24 protein-coding genes are annotated in these 19,985 nt (G+C 60.9%); 11 read left to right on the top strand and 13 right to left on the bottom strand.

Annotation, left to right across the window (positions count from 1 at the left end):
• Positions 1–9: 9 nt before the first annotated feature.
• On the top strand, positions 10–495 hold the full coding sequence (locus BLW69_RS08930) for a peroxiredoxin (RefSeq protein ID WP_062453618.1): 486 nt from the start codon (positions 10–12) through the stop codon (positions 493–495).
• Positions 496–591: 96 nt separating this feature from the next.
• Here the strand turns inward: BLW69_RS08930 and BLW69_RS08925 are convergent, their stop codons facing one another.
• The 3 genes from BLW69_RS08925 to BLW69_RS08915 all read right to left on the bottom strand — a co-directional run bounded on the left by BLW69_RS08925 (position 592) and on the right by BLW69_RS08915 (position 2,424).
• A complete protein-coding gene (locus BLW69_RS08925; protein ID WP_062453619.1) occupies positions 592–900 on the bottom strand; it encodes a Dabb family protein in 309 nt (102 codons plus the stop codon).
• Positions 901–1,021: 121 nt separating this feature from the next.
• Positions 1,022–1,465: a ribonuclease HI gene (gene rnhA / locus BLW69_RS08920; RefSeq protein ID WP_244508821.1), complete on the bottom strand. Its 444-nt coding sequence runs from the start codon at positions 1,463–1,465 to the stop codon at positions 1,022–1,024.
• Positions 1,459–2,424, bottom strand: coding sequence for a homoserine kinase (locus BLW69_RS08915; RefSeq protein ID WP_092661481.1), 966 nt, complete (start codon positions 2,422–2,424; stop codon positions 1,459–1,461). The genes rnhA and BLW69_RS08915 overlap by 7 nt, the downstream gene beginning before the upstream one ends.
• 407 nt (positions 2,425–2,831) lie before the next feature.
• Here BLW69_RS08915 and BLW69_RS08910 point away from each other — a divergent pair, with 407 nt between their 5' ends.
• Positions 2,832–3,137 (top strand): hypothetical protein, encoded by a 306-nt coding sequence (locus tag BLW69_RS08910; RefSeq protein WP_139283826.1) that lies wholly within the window; start codon positions 2,832–2,834, stop codon positions 3,135–3,137.
• A 45-nt stretch (positions 3,138–3,182) separates the two neighbouring features.
• Here the strand turns inward: BLW69_RS08910 and ispH are convergent, their stop codons facing one another.
• The 8 genes from ispH to coxB all read right to left on the bottom strand — a co-directional run bounded on the left by ispH (position 3,183) and on the right by coxB (position 10,574).
• Positions 3,183–4,208 (bottom strand): 4-hydroxy-3-methylbut-2-enyl diphosphate reductase, encoded by a 1,026-nt coding sequence (gene ispH, locus BLW69_RS08905; protein ID WP_062453623.1) that lies wholly within the window; start codon positions 4,206–4,208, stop codon positions 3,183–3,185.
• Between the two features lie 71 nt (positions 4,209–4,279).
• Positions 4,280–5,047: an SURF1 family protein gene (locus BLW69_RS08900; RefSeq protein WP_092661477.1), complete on the bottom strand. Its 768-nt coding sequence runs from the start codon at positions 5,045–5,047 to the stop codon at positions 4,280–4,282.
• Positions 5,048–5,162: 115 nt separating this feature from the next.
• Positions 5,163–6,038: a cytochrome c oxidase subunit 3 gene (locus tag BLW69_RS08895; RefSeq protein WP_092661475.1), complete on the bottom strand. Its 876-nt coding sequence runs from the start codon at positions 6,036–6,038 to the stop codon at positions 5,163–5,165.
• A gap of 61 nt (positions 6,039–6,099) precedes the next feature.
• The gene (locus BLW69_RS08890) at positions 6,100–6,744 is read right to left on the bottom strand and encodes a cytochrome c oxidase assembly protein (RefSeq protein WP_092661473.1); all 645 of its coding nucleotides are present in this window, start codon (positions 6,742–6,744) and stop codon (positions 6,100–6,102) included.
• 25 nt (positions 6,745–6,769) lie between these two features.
• On the bottom strand, positions 6,770–6,910 hold the full coding sequence (locus BLW69_RS22735; RefSeq protein WP_062453628.1) for a hypothetical protein: 141 nt from the start codon (positions 6,908–6,910) through the stop codon (positions 6,770–6,772).
• Complete coding sequence (cyoE, locus tag BLW69_RS08880) at positions 6,907–7,863, bottom strand: heme o synthase (protein WP_062579437.1); 957 nt, start codon at positions 7,861–7,863, stop codon at positions 6,907–6,909. Before cyoE ends, BLW69_RS22735 begins: the two co-directional genes overlap by 4 nt.
• Before the next feature lie 72 nt (positions 7,864–7,935).
• Positions 7,936–9,672, bottom strand: a complete 1,737-nt coding sequence (gene ctaD, locus BLW69_RS08875; protein ID WP_092661471.1) for a cytochrome c oxidase subunit I — start codon at positions 9,670–9,672, stop codon at positions 7,936–7,938.
• A gap of 17 nt (positions 9,673–9,689) precedes the next feature.
• On the bottom strand, positions 9,690–10,574 hold the full coding sequence (gene coxB / locus BLW69_RS08870; protein ID WP_062579433.1) for a cytochrome c oxidase subunit II: 885 nt from the start codon (positions 10,572–10,574) through the stop codon (positions 9,690–9,692).
• A 326-nt stretch (positions 10,575–10,900) separates the two neighbouring features.
• Here coxB and BLW69_RS22970 point away from each other — a divergent pair, with 326 nt between their 5' ends.
• The 5 genes from BLW69_RS22970 to BLW69_RS08845 all read left to right on the top strand — a co-directional run bounded on the left by BLW69_RS22970 (position 10,901) and on the right by BLW69_RS08845 (position 15,548).
• Positions 10,901–11,572 carry an invasion associated locus B family protein gene (locus BLW69_RS22970; protein WP_244508788.1) on the top strand — a complete coding sequence of 224 codons (672 nt, stop codon included), beginning with the start codon at positions 10,901–10,903 and terminating at the stop codon, positions 11,570–11,572.
• Positions 11,573–11,694: 122 nt separating this feature from the next.
• Positions 11,695–13,110 (top strand): metalloprotease TldD, encoded by a 1,416-nt coding sequence (tldD, locus tag BLW69_RS08860; protein ID WP_062453633.1) that lies wholly within the window; start codon positions 11,695–11,697, stop codon positions 13,108–13,110.
• Positions 13,107–13,547: a bleomycin resistance protein gene (locus BLW69_RS08855; RefSeq protein WP_062453634.1), complete on the top strand. Its 441-nt coding sequence runs from the start codon at positions 13,107–13,109 to the stop codon at positions 13,545–13,547. Before tldD ends, BLW69_RS08855 begins: the two co-directional genes overlap by 4 nt.
• A gap of 76 nt (positions 13,548–13,623) precedes the next feature.
• Positions 13,624–14,415 carry a sulfite exporter TauE/SafE family protein gene (locus BLW69_RS08850; protein ID WP_092661469.1) on the top strand — a complete coding sequence of 264 codons (792 nt, stop codon included), beginning with the start codon at positions 13,624–13,626 and terminating at the stop codon, positions 14,413–14,415.
• Between the two features lie 71 nt (positions 14,416–14,486).
• A complete protein-coding gene (locus BLW69_RS08845) occupies positions 14,487–15,548 on the top strand; it encodes a polysaccharide deacetylase family protein (protein ID WP_092661467.1) in 1,062 nt (353 codons plus the stop codon).
• A 21-nt stretch (positions 15,549–15,569) separates the two neighbouring features.
• On the opposite strand, the gene pdxH is transcribed toward BLW69_RS08845, so the two are convergent.
• Positions 15,570–16,190 carry a pyridoxamine 5'-phosphate oxidase gene (pdxH, locus tag BLW69_RS08840; protein WP_062579430.1) on the bottom strand — a complete coding sequence of 207 codons (621 nt, stop codon included), beginning with the start codon at positions 16,188–16,190 and terminating at the stop codon, positions 15,570–15,572.
• Positions 16,191–16,274: 84 nt separating this feature from the next.
• On the opposite strand from pdxH, the gene BLW69_RS08835 reads away from it, so the two are divergent.
• The 4 genes from BLW69_RS08835 to BLW69_RS08820 all read left to right on the top strand — a co-directional run bounded on the left by BLW69_RS08835 (position 16,275) and on the right by BLW69_RS08820 (position 19,666).
• Positions 16,275–16,706, top strand: coding sequence for an RT0821/Lpp0805 family surface protein (locus tag BLW69_RS08835; protein WP_082471848.1), 432 nt, complete (start codon positions 16,275–16,277; stop codon positions 16,704–16,706).
• 223 nt (positions 16,707–16,929) lie between these two features.
• Positions 16,930–18,099 (top strand): DnaJ C-terminal domain-containing protein, encoded by a 1,170-nt coding sequence (locus BLW69_RS08830; RefSeq protein WP_092661465.1) that lies wholly within the window; start codon positions 16,930–16,932, stop codon positions 18,097–18,099.
• Positions 18,100–18,249: 150 nt separating this feature from the next.
• Positions 18,250–19,068 carry an enoyl-ACP reductase FabI gene (fabI, locus tag BLW69_RS08825; protein ID WP_062453638.1) on the top strand — a complete coding sequence of 273 codons (819 nt, stop codon included), beginning with the start codon at positions 18,250–18,252 and terminating at the stop codon, positions 19,066–19,068.
• Positions 19,069–19,075: 7 nt separating this feature from the next.
• A complete protein-coding gene (locus BLW69_RS08820) occupies positions 19,076–19,666 on the top strand; it encodes a histidine phosphatase family protein (RefSeq protein ID WP_092661463.1) in 591 nt (196 codons plus the stop codon).
• A 24-nt stretch (positions 19,667–19,690) separates the two neighbouring features.
• Here the strand turns inward: BLW69_RS08820 and BLW69_RS08815 are convergent, their stop codons facing one another.
• Positions 19,691–19,951, bottom strand: coding sequence for a DUF1344 domain-containing protein (locus BLW69_RS08815; protein ID WP_062453640.1), 261 nt, complete (start codon positions 19,949–19,951; stop codon positions 19,691–19,693).
• Positions 19,952–19,985 lie beyond the last annotated feature (34 nt).

The raw sequence follows: 19,985 nt of genomic DNA, 5'->3' as shown, positions 1-19,985 counted from the left end.
GGAGATCCCATGACCATCGCCATCGGTGAAAAACTACCCAGCGCCACCTTCAAGGAAAAGACTGCTGACGGCCCGGTCGAGATCTCGACGGACGCGCTGTTTGCCGGCAAGAAGGTCGTGCTGTTTGCGGTACCTGGCGCCTTCACGCCCACCTGCACGCTGAACCACCTGCCCGGCTATCTCGACAATCGCGACGCGCTGCTTGCCAAGGGCGTCGACGACATCGCCGTCGTTGCCGTCAACGACTGGCATGTAATGGGCGCCTGGGCACAGCAGACCGGCGGCATGGACAAGATCCATTTTCTGGCCGACTGGGATGGTGCCTTTACCAAGGCGATGGGCCTTGATGCCGATCTTTCCGCCGGCGGGCTTGGCGTGCGCTCCAAGCGCTACGCGATGCTGGTCGAGGACGGCGTGGTGAAGTCACTCGACATCGAGGAAAGCCCTGGCCAGGCCACCGTCTCGGGTGCCGACGCGATGCTGGAACGCCTCTAAGTCAATTAGTATTCCATGAGATCGTTTGAGGGGCTCATGCCCCTCATTCCCATTGCGCATGAGACGCTGCGACGGGCTAGAGCCCGCCTCGAACCATCACACTGCCATATCGAAAACCATCAGGCCCGACACGCCGCCATCGGATGCGGCGACAATTCGTTCGGCGACGGTAATATGGTCGGGATGGACGAGATAGGCGTCACGGCTTTCCAGCGTGTCGAAGGTGACGATGAAGCCGTCGAGGAAGCCGCCGTTTAGCCCTTCCGATGAGGCGTTCGGGCCGGACTTCACATCGACAATGCCGGGAATGAGCGTTTTGAGGCCGTGAACGGCGTCGTAGATTTCCTGCTTCTCTGCCGGCTGCAATGCAGTCTTGAAACGCATGAAGACGCAATGAAGGATCATCGGTGGGTCCACCCTATGGCTGTTCTGTATGGCGCGAAATCGTCGTGGAGCCTGCTTCAACGCTATGCCCGACGGGAAACCGCTTCGCACCTTTGCTGCAAACCGCCCCCGAGAGCAACCGCTACTTTCTCTTGAACGGAGCCATGCCGGTGCGGGCCAGTTCGTCGGCGCGTTCGTTTTCCGGATGGCCTGCATGGCCCTTGACCCAGTGCCATTTGACCTTGTGGCGCTGGTTGGCGACATCGAGCTGCTGCCACAACTCACCGTTCTTGACGGGCTTCTTATCGGCCGTCTTCCAGCCGTTTTTCTTCCAGCCGAAGATCCACTTGGAAATGCCGTCCATCACGTATTTGCTGTCGGTGTGGAGATCGACCTCGCAAGCGTCCTTGAGCGCGTTGAGGGCGCTGATGGCCGCCATGAGTTCCATGCGGTTGTTGGTCGTTTCGGCCTCGCCGCCGGACAGTTCCTTGGTGGTTTCGCCGTAACGCAGGATAGCGCCCCAGCCGCCCGGGCCGGGATTGCCGGAACAGGCGCCGTCGGTGAAAATGTCGACCTGTTTCATGATGTCAGTCCATAATCTGCAGCAGAGGAAATGCCGCGGTGGAACCGCAGCTTGCGGAGGTATTCGAGCGGATCCTTCTTGACCACCAGCGCGCCCTCGGGCGTCGTCAGCCAATCATAGAGGCGGGTCAGAAAGAAGCGCAGGGCCGAGCCGCGGGCAAGCACCGGCAATGCGGCGATCTCCGCATCAGACAGTGGCCGGACGCTGCGATATCCTTCCAGCATCGCCATACCCTTCTCAACGTTATAGCTGCCGTCCGCTTCGAAGCACCAGGCATTGAGGCAGATGGATACGTCGTAGGCTAAGAGATCGTTGCAGGCGAAGTAGAAGTCGATGAGGCCGGAAAGTTCGTCGCCGAGGAAGAAGACGTTGTCCTGAAACAGATCCGCATGGATGACACCCGCCGGCAGATCCTTCGGCCAATGGGCGGCGAGAAATTCCAGTTCCGAGGTGATCTCGTCCTGCAGCCCCGTTTCGACCTCGTCGGCGCGGTCCGCGGATTTCTCCCACAGGACCTTCCAGCCATCGAGCGACAGCGCATTGGGGCGCTTGATCTTAAACCCTTCGCCGGCGAGATGCATCTGCGCCAGCGCCTTGCCGACCTCGCGGCAGTGCCTCGCCTCCGGCCGTCTCAGCCACATGCCCTCGAGAAACGAGATGAGGGCTGCCGGCCGTGTCGAGAGTTCGCCGAGCAACTGCCCGTCGCGGCGTGGCAACGGCAGCGGGCAGGACAGGCCGCGATCAGCCAGATGCTGCATCAGACCCAGAAAGAACGGCAGGTCGGATTTCTCGACGCGCTTTTCATACAGCGTCAGGATCAGCGGCTCGCGGGTTGTGTGCAGCAGGAAATTCGAGTTCTCGACGCCCTCGGCAATGCCCTTGTAGGACGTGAGCTCCCCGACATCATATTCGGCCAGGAACCGGTTCAGGTCGATTTCGGTGATATCGGTATAGACGGCCAAGATTTCGTCCCGCTGATGATCGTTGCGCTGGATCTCTTCCTAGAGCGTTTCCTGGCCAGATTGAAGCCTGCTGTTGGCTCAAAAGGGGTCGAATGGTCGCCTTTGCCCTGATGAAAATCTGCCCCGGCAGATCGCTTCAATCCGGGCCGTGAACTCAAAAACGGCTATCGGTACCGATGAACCCATCGATAGATGCGGTGTCAGACATTTTGCAGACATATCCCCAAATTCAGGTCGGGAAAAATTTACGCCGACAATGCTGGCGTAGACAAACAATATAGCGAACCATCGACCGGTACTGCTTAAAATCGGAAAAATTGGCGAGTGATTCGATGTTGATCCCGGGTCTGACTAACGTCTATCTTATCGGAATAGTCGGACTAGAATTTCTAACGATATGCGCTCGAGTGCTTGGCTATGGCCCCGCATTTGCTGCCTTTGGCAGCATGGCTGTTGCTGCCGTCGCATACTTTCATCTGACGCTGGTAAAGACCAAAGTCCGCCCTCTTGTCGGAAGCTTGCGTGATGAGGATCGTCGCGCGGAGATGAGATGGCTGGTCGTCATCGCTCCGATTTTCATCATGTGGATCAACTCGGTTCCTATCTCCGGAAAATTCCCGATAGATTACGCGGTCGATATCTGGAAATCGGTATTCTTTATAGCGGTAATGGTCTGGTGTCTTGTTGAGGGCGCAATCAGGATCCGCTTCTAGTGTCCACGCCGACTTGGCCGGTGCTTCGCTAGAGCCGGAAGCGGTTCATCCAGCGGAGAGAGGGCGCTCGCCGTTGACCCAGGCCATGTCTTCGATGGTGAGGGGGACGGAGCGGAGTTCGCGGTTGACGAGGAAGTTTTCGGTTTCCTCGGCGGTGATCGCAAGCTCGATTTCGGCCGAAAACCTCTGCTTGAAGGCTTCGATGATTTCGTCGACGATGACTTCCGGGGCAGAGGCGCCGGCGGATAGGCCGAGCGTCTGGATCTGGCCGATTTCGTCCCAGTTCAGTTCCGAAGCGCGCTGCACCAGGATCGAACGTCTGGCGCCGGCCCGCAGTGCGACTTCGACGAGACGCTTGGAGTTCGACGAGTTCGGTGCGCCGACCACGATGAAGAGATCGCAGCCGGGTGCTGCTTCCTTGACGGCTTCCTGGCGGTTGGTGGTGGCGTAGCAGATGCTGTCGGCTGCGGGTGCCGTCAGGTTCGGGAAGCGTTCCTGCAGCTTGGCGATGACACCGGCCGTATCATCCACTGACAGCGTCGTCTGGGTAACGTAACCGAGATTGTCAGGATCGGCGGGGATATAGGCTTCGGCATCGGCGATCGTGTCGACGAGCGAGACCGTGCCTTCCGGCAACTGGCCCATTGTGCCGATCACTTCCGGATGTCCAGCATGGCCGATCAGGACCACATGGCGGCCCAGCCGCTGGTGGCGCATCGCCTGCTTGTGGACTTTTGAGACGAGCGGGCATGTGGCATCGAGATAGAAAAGATTGCGGGCCTGGGCATCCTCGGGCACCGATTTCGGCACGCCATGAGCGGAAAATACCACCGGCTGTTGGCGATGCTCCGCCGGGATCTCATCCAGTTCCTCAACGAAGACGGCGCCCTTGGCTTCCAGTCCCTCGACGACATAGCGGTTGTGGACGATCTCGTGACGGACATAGACCGGCGCGCCATAGGCTTTCAGCGCCAGCACGACGATCTGGATTGCCCGATCGACGCCGGCGCAAAAGCCGCGCGGACCGCAGAGGCGGATCGTGAGAGCCGGTTTTGTGACCTGGATGTTCATGTCGCTTCCGTAAGCCGTTGCAGTCCCCATATAGGCGAGCCGGCTCCGCCACGCCAAGAAAAAAGTGACGGCTATGGCGTCGCAGGCTTGGCACGGCGCCACCATGCGCCGATGACGACCGCCACCAGTGCCGCTGCAAGCCCGTACCAGGTGAAGGCATATTGGAGGTGGCTGTTGGGGAGATCGAACTGGGTGACGCCGCCCTTCGGCCAGCCGCCGGGATTTTGAACCAGATCATCCACATCGACAAAGAACGGCAGGGTTTTGGCCGGATCGAGACCTGATGACGACGCCATGACGTCTAGATCCTTCCAGAAGAAGATGTTCTTGGCGATATCGTTGTCGGGCACGATGGAGGATGGCTTTTGCGCCAGACGGCTGCGGGCATAACCGGTCAGCCGTTGCTCGCCAGCAACTTCGCCGGCGGTGCGCGTCGAAACCTCCTTCATCTCGTAGGGAATGAAACCGCGATTGACGAGGATTGCGCGGCCATCGGAAAGGATCAGCGGCGTGTAGACGTAGAAACCAGTCTGGCCCTGGAACGTGGCGAAGAAATGCCGCTCTTTCGTGTGGTCGAATGTGCCAGACAGCGCGACGCGGCGGTATTCCATATCGCCGCCACTTGCGGCGAGCCGTTCGATGTCTGCAAGCGGCACAGGATCCGCGCTGCGTCGCTCGGCGATATCGGCGAGCAGGCCTTCCTTCCAGTACAGGCGTTCCATCTGCCAGGTGCCGAGAGCAAGGAGGATGGCAAGCGAGGCGAGGATGAGGGTAATTGTGGCGATGGTCTTGACCGGACGCCGCCTGCGAGCGCCCGCCATATCGACTTGATGTGTCATGTATTCAGACCCGGCCTTCTGCACGCCCTCGGCGTTTGCTCCCCGACCTGTCTACCACCGGCCCTCTCCCGCTAGGGGAAAAGGGCCGTGAGGAGGTGTAGAGAGGAAACCCCAATCAATGCGCCAGCGGTGCGCCCCAGCCGCCCCAGATGTAGATGGAGAAGAACAGGAACAGCCAGACGACGTCGACGAAGTGCCAGTACCAGGCGGCCGCTTCGAAGCCGAAGTGTTTTTCCGAGGTGAAGCCGCCGTTCATGGCTCTGATGAGGCAGACCAGCAGGAAGATGGTGCCGACCAGAACGTGGAAACCGTGGAAGCCGGTGGCCATGAAGAACGTGGCGCCATAGATCGAATTGGCGAATTCGAACGGGGCGTGGGCATATTCGTAGGCCTGCACGAACGAGAACAGCACGCCGAGTGCGACTGTCAGCGACAGGCCGGTGACGAGGCCCTTGCGATCGTTGTGCAACAGCGCGTGGTGAGCCCAGGTGACGCAGGTGCCCGACAGCAGCAGGATGATCGTGTTATAGAGCGGCAGATGCCATGGATCGAGAACCTCGATACCCTTTGGCGGCCATTGTCCCCCGAGAACCTGTGTTCTGGACGCCTGGATTGCCTCGTTGGCATAAAGGCTTGCATCGAAAAAGGCCCAGAACCAGGCGACGAAGAACATCACTTCCGACGCGATGAACATGATCATGCCATAGCGCAGATGCAGCGACACGACGCGCGTATGGGCGCCCGCATTGCCTTCCTTGATCGTATCCGACCACCAACCGATCATCACATAGATGACGATCGCCAGACCGATATAGAAGACCCATGGCGTTGCCAGGTTCATGCCGAAAATGTGGAATTCCGAACCCTTCAGGTAGCGCATGTATCCGACGCCACCGAACGCCATGACGAAGGCGCCGATCGAGGCGAGAAGCGGCCAAGGGCTGGGGTCGATAATGTGATAATCGTGGTTCTTCTGGTGCGCTTCTGCCATGCCTGCCCCTCCCAAGGGTGCTTACCGCAAGTGTTCCACCCGCCAAAAACGGCGGGCCATTTTAAAGCTTACTGCCCTTATCCTGCACTTCATTCCGCAAGGCCGCAACCGGCTTCGGCGCCGGCTCCTTGCCCGGATAGAAGGTGTAGGACAGGGTAATGGTCTTGATGTTCTTCGTCTCGTTCGCCTTGACGATCTCGGGATCGACGAAGAAGACGACCGGCATATCGATCGTCTGGCCCGGCTGCAGCGTCTGCTCGGTGAAGCAGAAGCACTGGACCTTGTTGAAATAGACCGCCGCCTCCATGGGGGTGACGTTGAAGACCGCGGTTCCAGTCGTCGCCACCGGCGAACGGTTCTTCGCGGTAAACGACACCTGCCCGGTTTCGCCGATCTTAAGCTCCACAGGTTTCGAAGGCTTGAAATCCCAGTTCAGGCCGGGCGACACATTGGCGTCGAACGTGACCTTGATGGTCTTCTCGAGGATCGTATCGGAATATTGCTCGCTGCGCTGGGTGGTGCCGTTATAGCCGGTGACCTGACAGAAGAGGCGGTAGAGCGGAACGGACGCATAGGCGGCGCCCACCATGCAGGTGACGAACACAGCGCAACCGGCAAAGATCGCGGCATTGCTGACCCGCTTTGCCTGACCATGGCCCGGCCGCTGGGCATTGCCCTGACCATTCCCGTAAACCTCTCCTCCCATGTGCCTCCTCCTCAAGCGTTCTGGGTCAGTTGCCGACGCCGCCGACTTTGACCAGCGTCATCACGTAGAAAAGGACGACCAGTCCGGCGAGGACCAGTCCCAGCGCCACATTTCTGTTGCGGCGGGACTTTTTCTGGGCGTCGTTGAGCTTGACGGTGTCAATCATAGAAGGCTTCCGATCAGGGTCGCCACACCGGCTGCCGCGTGGTCGGCAAGCAGCGCGGAAAAGATGATGAAGAGATAGAAGATCGAGTAACCGAACATCTTGCGGGCCGGCACCATCCGCTCGTCGCCTTCAGGCATGCGCAGGACAGAGATGGAACAGGCAATGAAGATGAGCCCCAGCACGCCGGCAAATAGGCCGTAGCCGATGCTGGCAAGGCCGGTGAAGCTGGGTGCGACGCCGAGAACAGCCGTCAGAACCGCATAGGCGAACATCTGGATTTTGGTGGAACGCTCGCCGGCGACGTTCGGCATCATCGGCACGCCGACCGAGCCGTAATCGCGCATCTTGTAGAGCGCCAGCGCCCAGAAGTGGGCAGGCGTCCAGAGGAAGATGATGAGGAACAGGATGACGCTGTCGAGCGAAATGCCGCCGGTGACGCAGGCCCAGCCGATCATGGGCGGGAAGGCGCCGGAGGCACCGCCGATGACGATGTTCTGCGGCGTCGAGCGCTTCAGCCACATCGTATAGACGACCGCGTAGAAGAAAATGGTGAAGGCGAGCAGGCCGGCGGCCAGCCAGTTGACGGCGAGACCGAGGATCGCCACCGAAAACACCGACAGCGTCAGGCCGAAGGCAAGCGCTTCGCTCGGCCGCACGCGACCATCAGGAATTGGGCGCTTGGCGGTGCGGGTCATGACGGCATCGATATCGGCGTCGTACCACATGTTGAGCGCGCCGGACGCACCGGCGCCCACCGCGATACAGAGAACCGAGATTGCAGCGAGAACCGGATTAAGCGTGCCGGGCGCCAGAACGAGACCTGCGAACGCCGTGAAGACGACGAGCGACATGACCCGCGGCTTCAGAAGTTCGAAGAAATCGCGCGCGCCCGCTTCAGACAGGAACAGGCCTGCGTCATTGCCGAGAGCGTCGCGATCATCGATAACTGTCATGAGACCTAAAAACCTTGCAATTTCAGGGGACAGCGCGTGTCACACGCGATGTCCCTTGTTGGAACGCTGCCTTTAGCGGATGCGCGGCAGCTGTTCCCACTGGTGGTAAGGCGGCGGCGAAGACAGCTGCCACTCGAGCGTCGTTGCACCTTCACCCCATGGATTGTCGCCGGCGACACGCTTCTTGGCGAAGGCTTCCCAGACGCCGAAGAGGAAGACCAGAACACCGGCGAAGGAGATGTAGGAACCGATCGAGGAGATGTAGTTCCAGCCCACGAAGGCATCCGGATAATCGATATAGCGACGCGGCATGCCGGCGAGACCGAGGAAATGCTGCGGGAAGAACACCAGGTTCACGCCCACGAACATCACCCAGAAATGCAGGTGTGCCACCTTCTCGCTATACATGTAGCCGAACATTTTCGGGAACCAGTAATACCAGCCGGCAAAGATTGCAAATACGGCGCCGAGCGACAGGACGTAGTGGAAGTGAGCCACCACGTAATAGGTGTCGTGCAGCGACCGGTCGAGGCCGGCATTGGCGAGCTGGACGCCGGTGACGCCGCCCACGGTAAACAGGAAGATGAAGCCGATTGCCCAGACCATCGGCGCCTTGAAGGTGATCGAGCCACCCCACATCGTCGCGATCCAGGAGAAGATCTTGATGCCGGTCGGCACCGCGATCACCATGGTTGCGAACACGAAGTAGCGCTGCGCATCGAGCGACAGGCCGACCGTGTACATGTGGTGGGCCCAGACGATGAAGCCGACCGCGCCGATTGCCACCATCGCATAGGCCATGCCGAGATAGCCGAAGACCGGCTTTTTCGAGAAGGTCGAGATGATGTGGCTGACGATGCCGAAGCCGGGCAGGATCAGGATGTAGACTTCCGGGTGACCGAAGAACCAGAACAGGTGCTGGTAGAGGATCGGATCGCCGCCGCCTTCAGGCGAGAAGAACGTGGTTCCGAAGTTGCGGTCGGTTAGCGCCATGGTGATGGCACCGGCGAGAACCGGCAGAGACAGAAGAAGCAGGAAGGCAGTGACCAGAACGGCCCAGGCAAACAACGGCATCTTGTGCAGCGTCATGCCCGGAGCGCGCATGTTGAGGATGGTGGTGATGAAGTTGATCGCGCCGAGGATCGACGAGGCACCTGCAACGTGGAGCGCAAGGATCGCCAGATCGACGGCCGGACCCGGATGGCCCGAGGTCGACAGCGGCGGATACATGGTCCAGCCGCCGCCCGCGCCATAGGCACCGGACGGTCCCTCGACGAACATTGACAGCATCAGAAGCAGGAATGCCGGAATGATCAGCCAGAAGGAGATGTTGTTGAGACGCGGGAAGGCCATGTCAGGCGCGCCGATCATGATCGGAACCATCCAGTTGGCAAACCCGCCGATCATCGCCGGCATGACCATGAAGAAGATCATGATCAGCGCGTGCGCGGTGGTGAACACATTGTACATGTGCTTGCCGCCATCGATCGCGGCATCGCCCTCGAAACCATAGACCATGGACGCCAGGCCGTGGAAGATCTGGATGCCCGGTTCCTGCAGCTCCATGCGCATCGCAACCGACAGGAGGCCGCCGAGGACGCCCGCCATGATCGCGAAGATCAGATAGAGCGTACCGATATCCTTGTGGTTGGTCGAAAACAGCCAGCGGGCGGCAAAGCCCGGTGTGTGGGAATGATGATCGCCATGCGCATGCGCATCGTCGTGAGACGCGCGGGCATGGGCATCATGAGCATGGTCGTCATGGGCGTGAGCGCCATGGGGATCCGTATGAGTGGTATGTCCGGCCATTATCGTCAGCCTCCTGATTACTTCGCAGCGACGGCAATGCCGTCAGCGGGCTTGGCCGTGCCGGCATCGGCGACCAGTCCCTTATAGGCACCGGGAAGGTCGCTGGCGGCCTGGGCAAGCCAGGTGTTGTACTTTTCCTCGGAGACGACGTGGATGGCGATCGGCATATAGGCGTGATCCTTGCCGCAAAGCTCGGAACACTGGCCGTAGTACATCCCCTCGCGATCGGCCTTGAACCAGGTCTCGTTGAGACGGCCGGGAACGGCATCGATCTTGACGCCGAAGGCCGGCATGGCGAAGGCGTGGATCACGTCGGACGGCGCTGCCGTCACCAGCATGCGTACCGTCTTGCCGACCGGAATGATCATTTCGTTGTCGACGGCAAGAAGCCGCGGATAGCGATCGATATCGGTCTTGCCGGCGGCAGCGCGATCCGGATCCTTCAGCATGTAGCTGTCGAAGGCGACGGGCGTTTCGCCGGAACCCTCATATTCGTAGTTCCACTGCCACTGGGTGGCGGTGGCCTTGACCGTCATGTCCGCATCCGGAATTTCCAGCTGTGCGTTCAGAAGGTTGAAGGACGGGATGGCGAGGAAGAACAGGATCAGCACCGGCGCCACGGTCCAGACGATCTCGATGACCGTGTTGTGGCTGGTGCGCGAGGCAACCGGATTGCGGCTGGCGCGGAACTTGACCGCAACCATGATCAGCAGCACCAGAACGAGCAATGTCACCGGCACGATGAACCAGAGCGTATAGTGCTCGAACCAGCGAATTTGGTGCATGATCGGTGACGCGGGCGCCTGCAAATCCATCTGCCATGGCCTCGGCTGGTCCGCATGAGCCAGCGAAGCCGTGAAAAGACAGATAAGCGACGCCATTGCGGCGTAAGCTCTCAACATAACGATAAACCCTCTCTCCCATGCGCCCGAGTCCCGCGATCGAACGGCATGCGGAATTCAAGCGCCTGGTTTGGTTCAATCACAGTTTGCGGGTCGTCGCAATATCTGCGCGGCATTGCTCATGCGGCATTTTGAACCTATCGGCATGCGGCCGAGTGCCTGCGCCGTCAGGAACATGCGGCATTGCTTGACCAGATGGCGCCGCACAGTCGCAAACCCCTCAAGTCCCATTTTCGCCGTACTCGGCTGAAAAGAGAGCGAGGCCTTTCATTTCGGCGTAGGACCGCCAAGAATAGTCACACTGATTCGTCCGTTTAGAGGTCTACATGGGTCGTCCCTACCGCCTTCGCGCCTGCCTTGCCTTGATGCTTGCGGGGGCCGTCGCATTACCCGCACTCGCGCAGCAGCCGGGACCTCGGCCGACTCCCAATACCCCATCGGCACCGGCTCCTTCCGCGCCGGCTCCTACCCCATCGGCCCCTGCCCCATCGACTGGTGCAGCACCGAAGACCGGGCAGAATGCACAGCAGGCGCCACAGAGCCCTGCCCCCGGTTCTCCGGCACAGCCCGGCAACGTGAAGGAAAACCACGGCGCCTGGTCGATCATCTGCGACAAGCCGGCCGGTGCCTCCGTCGAGCAGTGCGCGATGATGCAGAACGTGATCGCCGAAGATCGCCCGGAAGTCGGCCTGTCCGTCGTCGTCCTCAAGACCGCCGACCGCAAGGCGCGCATCCTGCGCATCCTTGCCCCGCTCGGCGTTCTCCTGAAGGACGGCATGGAGCTCTATGTCGACAGCAACAATATCGGCCGCGCCTATTTCACCCGCTGCTTCTCGGAAGGCTGCTATGTGGAAGTGGAAATCGACGACGAGCTGATGCGCATCCTTCGCGCCGGCAAGAACGCCGTGTTCGCGCTGCGCGAGTCCGCTGATCAGGACCGCGTCGGCATCCCGATCGAGCTCAACGGTTTTGGCCCCGGCTACGACGCGCTTCCGTAAAGACGCTTGTTTCGGCGGATTGCCGGAACTACATCGGGCTCCAGATATCTCGACTTGGGCGCGTATGCATTCGCGCCCCTCGGTCCCGAATGCACTGACGTGCGCAAGCGGAGCATAGAACAATGAACACCGACCTGATCTCCCTCTTCGATTGCGACGAGACGAAGCTGCGTTCGATCCTGAGCCAGGCGCTGTCAGGCGCTGACGATGGCGAGCTCTATCTCGAGCATGCCCAGGCGGAATCGCTTTCGTTCGACAATGGCCGCCTGAAGGGTGGTTCGTTCAACACCGATCAGGGTTTTGGCCTGCGCGCCGTTGCCGGCGAGGCTGTCGGGTATGCGCATGCGGGCGAGCTTTCGGCGTCCGCGCTTTCTCGTGCGTCGGATGCGGTTCGCGCCGTCACCGCCAACCATTCCGGCTCCTATGCAGCCGCACCCCAGCGCACAAATAAGAAATACTATGGCGACGAGAACCCGATCGGCTCTCCGAGCTTCGAGGCCAAGGCCAAGCTTCTGACCGAGATCGACGCCTATCTGCGCGCCAAGGATCCGAAGGTGCGGCAGGTTTCGGCAAGCCTTGCTGCCAGCTGGCAGGTGGTCGACATTCTGCGCGCCGATGGACACCGGGTGCAGGACATCCGGCCGATGACGCGCATCAACATTTCCGTCGTCGTGGGTGACGGCGACCGCCAGGAATCGGGTTCGTTCGGCACCGGCGGCCGGATCGGCTTCGGCGATTTCGTCGCGACCGGCAACTGGCAGGCAGGCGCCGACGAGGCGCTTCGCCAGGCACTGGTCAATCTCGAGGCGATCGACGCACCGGCCGGCACGATGGACGTGGTGCTTGGCAATGGCTGGCCGGGCGTGATGCTGCACGAGGCTGTCGGCCACGGGCTGGAAGGCGATTTCAACCGCAAGAAGACATCCGCCTTTGCCGGCCTGATGGGCGAGATGGTGGCAGCCCCCGGCGTTACCGTCGTCGACGATGGCACGATCGACAACCGCCGCGGATCGCTGACCGTCGACGACGAAGGCACGCCTTCGGCCTATAACGTCCTGATCGAGGACGGAAAGCTGGTTGGTTACATGCAGGACCGCCAGAATGCGCGGTTGATGGGTGTGGCACCCACCGGCAACGGCCGCCGCCAGGGCTATGCGCACATCCCTATGCCGCGCATGACCAACACATTCATGCTGGGCGGCGACAAGTCCCCGCAAGAGATCATCGCATCGGTCAAGAAGGGCATCTATGCCGTGTCCTTCGGCGGCGGACAGGTGGACATCACCTCCGGCAAGTTCGTGTTCGGCTGCACCGAGGCCTACATGATCGAGAACGGCAAGATCGGCGCGCCGGTCAAGGGTGCGATGCTGATCGGAAACGGACCGGACGCGATGAAGCGCATCTCGATGGTCGGCAACGACCTGAAGCTTGACACCGGCATCGGCAATTGCGGCAAGGGCGGCCAGTGGGTGCCAGTTGGCGTCGGCCAGCCGCATCTGCGGATGGATCAGGTCACGGTGGGCGGCACCAAGGCGTGACGCGGCACCGATCCAACGCGCTGGTTCCCGAGCTCTCCGTCAGCGATTGGCGCAAAAGCTGCGATTTCTACTGCGAGCTGATCGGTTTCGATATCGTCTATGACCGTCCGGACGAAGGGTTTGCATTCCTGGCGCTTGGCCAGGCGCAACTGATGATCGACCAGATCGGTATCGGCCGAGATTTTGCTCTGCCCGACGGGGCGTCCCCCGCCTATCCGTTCGGTCGCGGCTTGAACCTGCAGATCGAGGTTCCGTCGTCGGGAGCGATCCTGACGCGGCTGCAGGCAGCGGGCGTGCCCCTTCAGCTCGAACCGGAAGACAAGTGGTATCGCCGCGGCGATCATGAGGTGGGCAATCGGCAGTTCATTGTTGCCGACCCGGATGGCTATCTGCTGCGGCTGTTCGAACATCTGGGAGAGCGACCCCTGCCGCTCTGAACCCGTCGGCCTGACGGCTTGACACTTTCGGCCAAATCCCTGCAGTTGCCGGCTTTGTAACAGTGCAAGCCGATCCATGCCCTCCTCCACCCCCATTGCCGACATGTTCAGCCTCTGGCTTCCCGGCCATTCGTCGGGTGAACTCGCCTTAGTGTTCTCAGCGGCCATGATCGCCGGCCTTGCCCGCGGGTTCTCGGGATTTGGCGGCGCCCTGATCTTCGTCCCGCTGGCAGGCACGGCGATCGGTCCGAAACTCGCGGCGGCGCTGCTGCTGGTTATCGATGGCGTGATGACGCTCGGGATGGTGCCGGACGGCTGGCGAAGGGCAAACCGGCGCGAGGTGTTCACGATGATGATGGGTGCCGTCGTCGGCGTGCCCGTCGGTGCGGCGGCGCTTGCACTGCTGCCCTCCGTCACCCTGCGCTGGATCATCTCGGTCGTCGTGTTGTGCCTTCTCGTGTTCCTGATCTCGGGCTGGCGCTACCACGGACGGCCTAAGGCGCCGCTGACCATCGGTGTCGGGGCGCTTGCCGGCCTGTTCGGCGGTGCGGCGCAGATGTCGGGACCGCCGATCGTTGCCTACTGGCTTGGCGGCGCGACGGCACCTGATGTCGTCAGGGCAAACCTCGTCCTCTATTTTGCTCTCGCCAGCGTCATCTCGTCCGTGTCCTATCTGATCGGCGGCATCCTGACGTTCGAGGTGCTCTTGATCGCGCTGATCGCAGGACCGGGCTACGGGATCGGGCTTTACGCGGGTTCACGGCTGTTCGGGCGTGCGAGCGAGGTGACGTTCCGGCGTATTTGCTTTTGCCTGATCGCATCCGCCGCCCTGATCGGCCTGCCGCTGTTTGACGGCATGATTCGCTAAAACAGGTCTTCAGCAACGCTTAACGGCTGACACGGTAGGTTGCATCTCGGGGTTGAACGGGCGTGGCGACGATGGTGAATTTGAAAGCAAAGTTGCCGGCGGCATGGATCCGTGGCCTGAAACGTCAGGTCACGACGACAGGTCTAGAGGCGTCGGCAGCACTCGCGCGGGCCGGCATGCTGGCAGGTGCGCGCGGTCGTGGTTCTATCTTCACGCTTCATCACGTGCGCCCCAAACAATCGCTCGCGTTCCAGCCGAGCGGTCATCTGGAGGTTACCCCGGAATTCCTGGCCGATGCGATCGAACGGCTCTCGGCGGATGGATATGCGTTCGTGCCGCTGGAGGACGTGCCGGAGCGGCTTGCCAATCCGACCGGCCAGCCGTTTGCCGCCTTCACGCTTGACGATGGCTATCGCAACAACGCCGAACATGCGCTGCCGGTGTTCGAGAGATACGGCGTGCCCTTCACCGTTTTCGTCGCCCGCGGCTTTGCGGAGCGGACCCATTCGATGTGGTGGGAGACAATGGCGGACCTGATCGGTCGCGAGCGGGAGCTGAGTTTCGATTTCGGCAATGGACCCGAGCGGATCGAGCTCGGCTGTGAAGAGCAGAAGTTCGACGCCTTCGACCGGTTTGCCGATCTCGTGTTTCGCGATGACGAGGCAAGTGCCGTTTCCAGGATGGATGCGCTTGTGCGGTGTTACGGTATCGACCCGTTGCAGATGACCGCCGACCTGACGATGGATCCGGCCGAGCTCCGCGAACTTTCGCGGCACAAGCTCGCAACACTTGGCGCCCACACAATCAGTCATCGCGCCGTCGGGCGGCTGTCGGAAGCGCAGGCGCGGGCCGAGATGGCGAGTTCTGCCGACTATGTGGAAGAACTGACCGGGATACGGCCGACCACGATCGCCTATCCCTACGGCACGCGGAAGGCGGTGGGCGAGCGCGACTACCGCATCGCCCGCGACCTCGGCTTTTCGGTCGCCGTCACGACCCAGCCGGGCACGATCTGCGAGAAATGGCTGACCCGGCTGACGGGTCTGCCGCGGATTTCGCTGAACGGCCATTACCAGCGGGCGCGCTATGTGTCGGCGCTCGCCTCGGGCATTCCCTTCAAGCTTGCGCGCTAGGCGCAAGCTCTCATCGGTCGCTCACGGATACATCCGCACCTTTTCCCAGGCACCGTCTGGCGTATCGCGGCGGAATTCGATCCGGTCATGCAGGCGGAACGGTCGATCGTGCCAGAACTCGATCGACACGGGACGGATGCGGAAACCGGACCAGTGCGGTGGCCGCGGTATCTCGCCGATCGCAAATTTCGCGGTGTATTCGGCCACGGATTTTTCCAGCGCGAAACGGCCTTCGAGCGGCCGTGACTGTTTCGAGGCCCAGGCGCCGATTCGGCTTCCGCGTGGCCGCGTCGCATAATAGGCATCCGCTTCGGCATCGCTGACGATCTCGACAGGGCCGCGCAGACGCACCTGACGTCTCTGCGACTTCCAGTGAAAGACCATCGCAGCCTTTTTCTGGCCGAGAATTTCCTCGCCCTTCTGGCTTTCGAAATTCGTATAGAATACAAACCCATCCTCGTCGTAGCCCTTCAGCAGGACCATTCGCACATTGGGAAGCCCATGTTCATCGACGGTCGCAAGCGCGACGGCGTTCGGATCGTTGATCTCGCTGGATTCGGCATCCTTCAACCACGACCCAAATAAGGTGAAGGGTTCACTTTCCTGCGTGAAGTCACCGCTTGTTAACCCGTTTTCCGACATATTGACTAAAGTGCTCCCGATCTGATGAACATGCCCGAGACACTTGGCCGGACAGGATGCAAGGTGATTGTGATAGCAAATTCGATGTGCCGTACAAAGAGCCTGAATGGCGCCAGCCTGCGAATCATCGCGATCGTCGCACTGTGCGGTTCGCTTGGCAGCTGCACCAGCATGGATGTGTTCGGCGGCGCGGACAAGGTCGATCGTAGTATCTCGACGAGCAGCATTCCCAGCAAGCCAAAAGCGGGTGATCCGCAATCGGACGAAGCCACCGTGCGCAATGCCGTGACCTCGGCCGATCTCGCCAAGGTGGGTGCGAACCCCCTTCCCTGGGCAAATTCGGCGACCGGCAGTGCCGGTGTCGTCTCCTCGATCCACGAGGACCGGAGCGCCGGCCTACTCTGCCGCGCCTTCACCACCAGCCGCCATTCCTATGAAGGAATATCGCTGTTTTCCGGTCAGGCATGCCGGACCGAAACGGGCGACTGGTCGCTCACGGCATTTGACCGCCAGTAGTGTTAAGGCCAGCACTGTGCGGTAAACGTTTTGTTTACCGTAACATGCATCGACCTTCTCTCCGTAACCTCTGATTCAGCAATTCCTCCATACGGTTACTGCCTGTGATCCGGCCAGCCTCGGGGCATGAGGAACCGAAGGCTGCCGCGAGAGTTGTTGAGTTACGGGGGGTCCGGAATTGGATACGCGACCCACCGCCCCAAGCTTTACGGGTGGTTTCAAAATGCGCGATCCCTACTCTATTCTCGGCGTCAATCGGAGCGCCAACGCTGACGAGATCAAATCGGCGTGGCGTTCGAAGGCAAAGACCATACATCCCGATCAGAACCAGGACGACCCCGATGCCGGCGAGCGCTTCGCCGAAATGGGCCAGGCCTATGAGGTGCTGAAGGATCCCGAGCGGCGCAAGCGCTACGACCGCGCATCCGCTCTTCAACAGACATTCATGCAGCAGCGCCAGGCAGCCCGCGAAGCGGAAATGCGTGCCAAGGCTTCCCGCGAGCGCGCGGCAAAAGTGATGGAAGAGCTTGCCCGTGCCAGCGCCAAGCGGGCGCAGGCCGAAGTGCTTCAATCCCAAGCGCAGCAGCAACAGCAGAACGGCAAGGCCCGCGGCGATGCTCCGCCGGAACCGGCCGAAGACATGGTCGAGCGTATCTTCGGCGTCTCGCCAGACGGCCAGACCGCCGACTCCGGACAGAAGAAAACCGCAGACGAGGCGTCGACCGCGCAGGCCGCTCGTCCATCGTCGAAAAGCGACGCGACAGGAGCCGATGCAACGGATGAGGGTCCCGGTAGCCGCCCGGCCCCGCAGACCACCGGAATGGGTTCCGGTATTCTCAACACGCTGCTGCGGCGCATCCGCGGTGAAACCGTGACCGTTCTCGAAACGGCGCCGGATCTTCTGGCCGAAGCCGTCGTGACGATCGAAGACCTTCTCAACAGGGGTTCGGTCATCGTGCATTCCAGCGACGATCGTGACGTGCGCGTTTCGCTTTCCGCGGGCATGACCGAGGGTCATGTTGTGCGGCTGAAGGGCCAGGGTCTGAAGCTTCCCGGGATGAAGCAGGGCGATCTCGTGGTGACCCTGAAAGTGGCCAAGCATGCGGATTTCCGGGTGAGCGGTTTCGATATCCACACCATTTTGCCGATCTCTCTCGAAGACGCCGTTCTCGGCGCCGAGCCGATGCTGAAGACGCCGGAAGGCGAGCAGACGATCGCAATTCCCGCATGGTCGGGGTCCGATCAGGCAATCCGGCTGGAAGGCATGGGGCTCTACAACGATGCAGGCGGCCGCGGCGATCTGGTGGCGGAACTGCGCATTGTGCTTCTCGAAAAGCCCGACCCGAAGGTGACCGATCTGATGCGCCACATGCGCCACGGGCTGTATCTGTAAGACATCGATCCCCAACCGGCTCCGGCGACAGCTGAAACGTTGGCCTCCCCTTTCGCCAAAGAGTGGGCGTATGAGTTGGTATCCGCAAGCTTGAACCCTTGCCCTGCCTATGTCATAGGCAAGGCCAAATCGAGTTTCCAGGGGATATTCATGGTTCAGGCTTCCGGCCTCATGTCAGGCAAACGCGGCGTCGTCATGGGTGTCGCCAACAATCGCTCCATCGCATGGGGCATTGCCAAGGCCATTCACGATCAGGGTGGCGAAGTTGCTCTGACCTACCAGGGCGACGCCCTGAAGAAGCGGGTCGAACCGCTCGCTGCCGAAATCAACGCTTTCATGGCCGGCCACTGCGATGTGAGCGACGAGTCGACCATCGATGAGGTGTTCGCCAATATCGAGAAGAAGTGGGGCAAGATCGACTTCTTCGTGCATGCGATCGGCTTCTCCGACAAGGATGAGCTGACCGGCCGTTATGTCGATACGACGCCTGACAACTTCGCCAAGACGATGCAGATCTCGGTCTACTCCTTTACGTCGGCCGCACGCCGCGCCGAAAAGCTGATGACGGACGGCGGCGCCATGCTGACGCTGACCTATTACGGTGCCGAGAAGGTGATGCCGAACTATAACGTCATGGGCGTTGCCAAGGCGGCACTTGAAGCCAGCGTCAAATACCTGGCCGTTGACCTCGGACCAAAGAATATCCGCGTCAACGCGATCTCGGCCGGCCCGATCAAGACGCTTGCTGCGTCCGGCATCGGCGACTTCCGCTATATCCTCAAATGGAACGAGTATAACGCACCGCTGCGCCGCACGGTCACGATCGAGGAAGTGGGCGATGTCGGCCTTTATCTTCTGTCGAACCTGTCCCGCTCCGTCACCGGTGAAATCCACCATGCGGATAGCGGCTATCACGCCATCGGAATGAAGGCCGTCGACGCGCCTGACATTTCCGTCGTGAAGGACTGAGCGCCCCGTGCTTCTCTACGTCATCCGTCACGGCCAGACGGACTGGAACGCTGAAGGCCGGCTTCAGGGTCAGAAGGATATTCCTCTGAACGATACGGGCCGCCTTCAGGCTACCGGCAATGGTGAAGCGCTGAAAGAACTGCTCGGCGACGATGTCGCCGATTTTGACTTCGTGGCAAGCCCGCTCTCTCGCACCCGCGAGACGATGGAGCGGCTGCGCACAGCGATGGGGCTCGATCCCCTCGCCTACCGGACCGATGACCGGCTGGTGGAAGTTTCGTTCGGCGACTGGGAAGGCCAGACGCTGGCCGAAGTCAAAAAACTCGAGCCCGAGCTGCTGAAGGAAAGAAAGCGCCAGAAATGGAGCTTCATTCCGCCGGGCCAAACTGCCGAGAGCTACGAAATCCTGTCATGGCGCATCGGCGCCTGGATGCAGTCTCTGACCGGTCCGACCGTGGCGGTCGCCCATGGCGGCGTCATCAGGTCGATCTTTCGCCTGATCGGCGGCGTGGGAGAAGAAGAAGCATCGTCTATCGCCATCCATCAGGACCGTATCCTGAAAGTCGAGCCGCTCGACGGCCGGATGGAATGGCTGTAAGCCGCTGAGGCCCGGTTCCGGCCCTTACTGTACGATTTCGAGATCGTCCACGACGCGGTTGCCATCGACGACCGTGTAGAACACCAGAACCTTGACGCCTGCCTTCAGGCCCTCGAAGTTGAACTCTTCCGGCACCTTGTAGGTCTTGCCGTCGTCCAGCGTCAGGCTGAGCGACTTGGCGTCGATCGTCTTTATCGTCGCCTCGACGTCCACGCTCTGCGCCCAAGTGCTCAGCGGCGAGAAAACACCGGCGGTCGCAAGCAAGGCAGCAATGAGGATACGCATGATGAAGATCCCTGGAACAAACGGTCTGTACTAA

The organism is Rhizobium sp. NFR12 (genome assembly GCF_900108545.1).
In the GTDB taxonomy this organism is placed as follows: domain Bacteria; phylum Pseudomonadota; class Alphaproteobacteria; order Rhizobiales; family Rhizobiaceae; genus Neorhizobium; species Neorhizobium soli.
The sequence above is the reverse complement of the archived record's forward strand: the minus strand, read 5'-3'. Positions and strand labels throughout refer to the sequence as shown.

Bases quoted from the DNA above. Each gene is read 5' to 3' on its own strand.
- BLW69_RS08890 (WP_092661473.1), bottom strand. From the start codon at position 6,744: ATGGGAGGAGAGGTTTACGGGAATGGTCAGGGCAATGCCCAGCGGCCG.
- ctaD (WP_092661471.1), bottom strand. From the start codon at position 9,672: ATGGCCGGACATACCACTCATACGGATCCCCATGGCGCTCACGCCCAT.
- BLW69_RS08930 (WP_062453618.1), top strand. From the start codon at position 10: ATGACCATCGCCATCGGTGAAAAACTACCCAGCGCCACCTTCAAGGAA.
- fabI (WP_062453638.1), top strand. From the start codon at position 18,250: ATGGTTCAGGCTTCCGGCCTCATGTCAGGCAAACGCGGCGTCGTCATG.
- BLW69_RS22735 (WP_062453628.1), bottom strand. From the start codon at position 6,910: ATGATTGACACCGTCAAGCTCAACGACGCCCAGAAAAAGTCCCGCCGC.
- pdxH (WP_062579430.1), bottom strand. From the start codon at position 16,190: ATGTCGGAAAACGGGTTAACAAGCGGTGACTTCACGCAGGAAAGTGAA.
- ispH (WP_062453623.1), bottom strand. From the start codon at position 4,208: ATGAACATCCAGGTCACAAAACCGGCTCTCACGATCCGCCTCTGCGGT.
- coxB (WP_062579433.1), bottom strand. From the start codon at position 10,574: ATGTTGAGAGCTTACGCCGCAATGGCGTCGCTTATCTGTCTTTTCACG.
- BLW69_RS08835 (WP_082471848.1), top strand. From the start codon at position 16,275: ATGTGCCGTACAAAGAGCCTGAATGGCGCCAGCCTGCGAATCATCGCG.
- BLW69_RS08815 (WP_062453640.1), bottom strand. From the start codon at position 19,951: ATGCGTATCCTCATTGCTGCCTTGCTTGCGACCGCCGGTGTTTTCTCG.
- BLW69_RS08900 (WP_092661477.1), bottom strand. From the start codon at position 5,047: ATGACACATCAAGTCGATATGGCGGGCGCTCGCAGGCGGCGTCCGGTC.
- BLW69_RS08895 (WP_092661475.1), bottom strand. From the start codon at position 6,038: ATGGCAGAAGCGCACCAGAAGAACCACGATTATCACATTATCGACCCC.
- BLW69_RS08850 (WP_092661469.1), top strand. From the start codon at position 13,624: ATGCCCTCCTCCACCCCCATTGCCGACATGTTCAGCCTCTGGCTTCCC.
- BLW69_RS08845 (WP_092661467.1), top strand. From the start codon at position 14,487: ATGGTGAATTTGAAAGCAAAGTTGCCGGCGGCATGGATCCGTGGCCTG.
- cyoE (WP_062579437.1), bottom strand. From the start codon at position 7,863: ATGACAGTTATCGATGATCGCGACGCTCTCGGCAATGACGCAGGCCTG.
- BLW69_RS08925 (WP_062453619.1), bottom strand. From the start codon at position 900: ATGATCCTTCATTGCGTCTTCATGCGTTTCAAGACTGCATTGCAGCCG.
- tldD (WP_062453633.1), top strand. From the start codon at position 11,695: ATGAACACCGACCTGATCTCCCTCTTCGATTGCGACGAGACGAAGCTG.
- BLW69_RS08830 (WP_092661465.1), top strand. From the start codon at position 16,930: ATGCGCGATCCCTACTCTATTCTCGGCGTCAATCGGAGCGCCAACGCT.
- BLW69_RS22970 (WP_244508788.1), top strand. From the start codon at position 10,901: ATGGGTCGTCCCTACCGCCTTCGCGCCTGCCTTGCCTTGATGCTTGCG.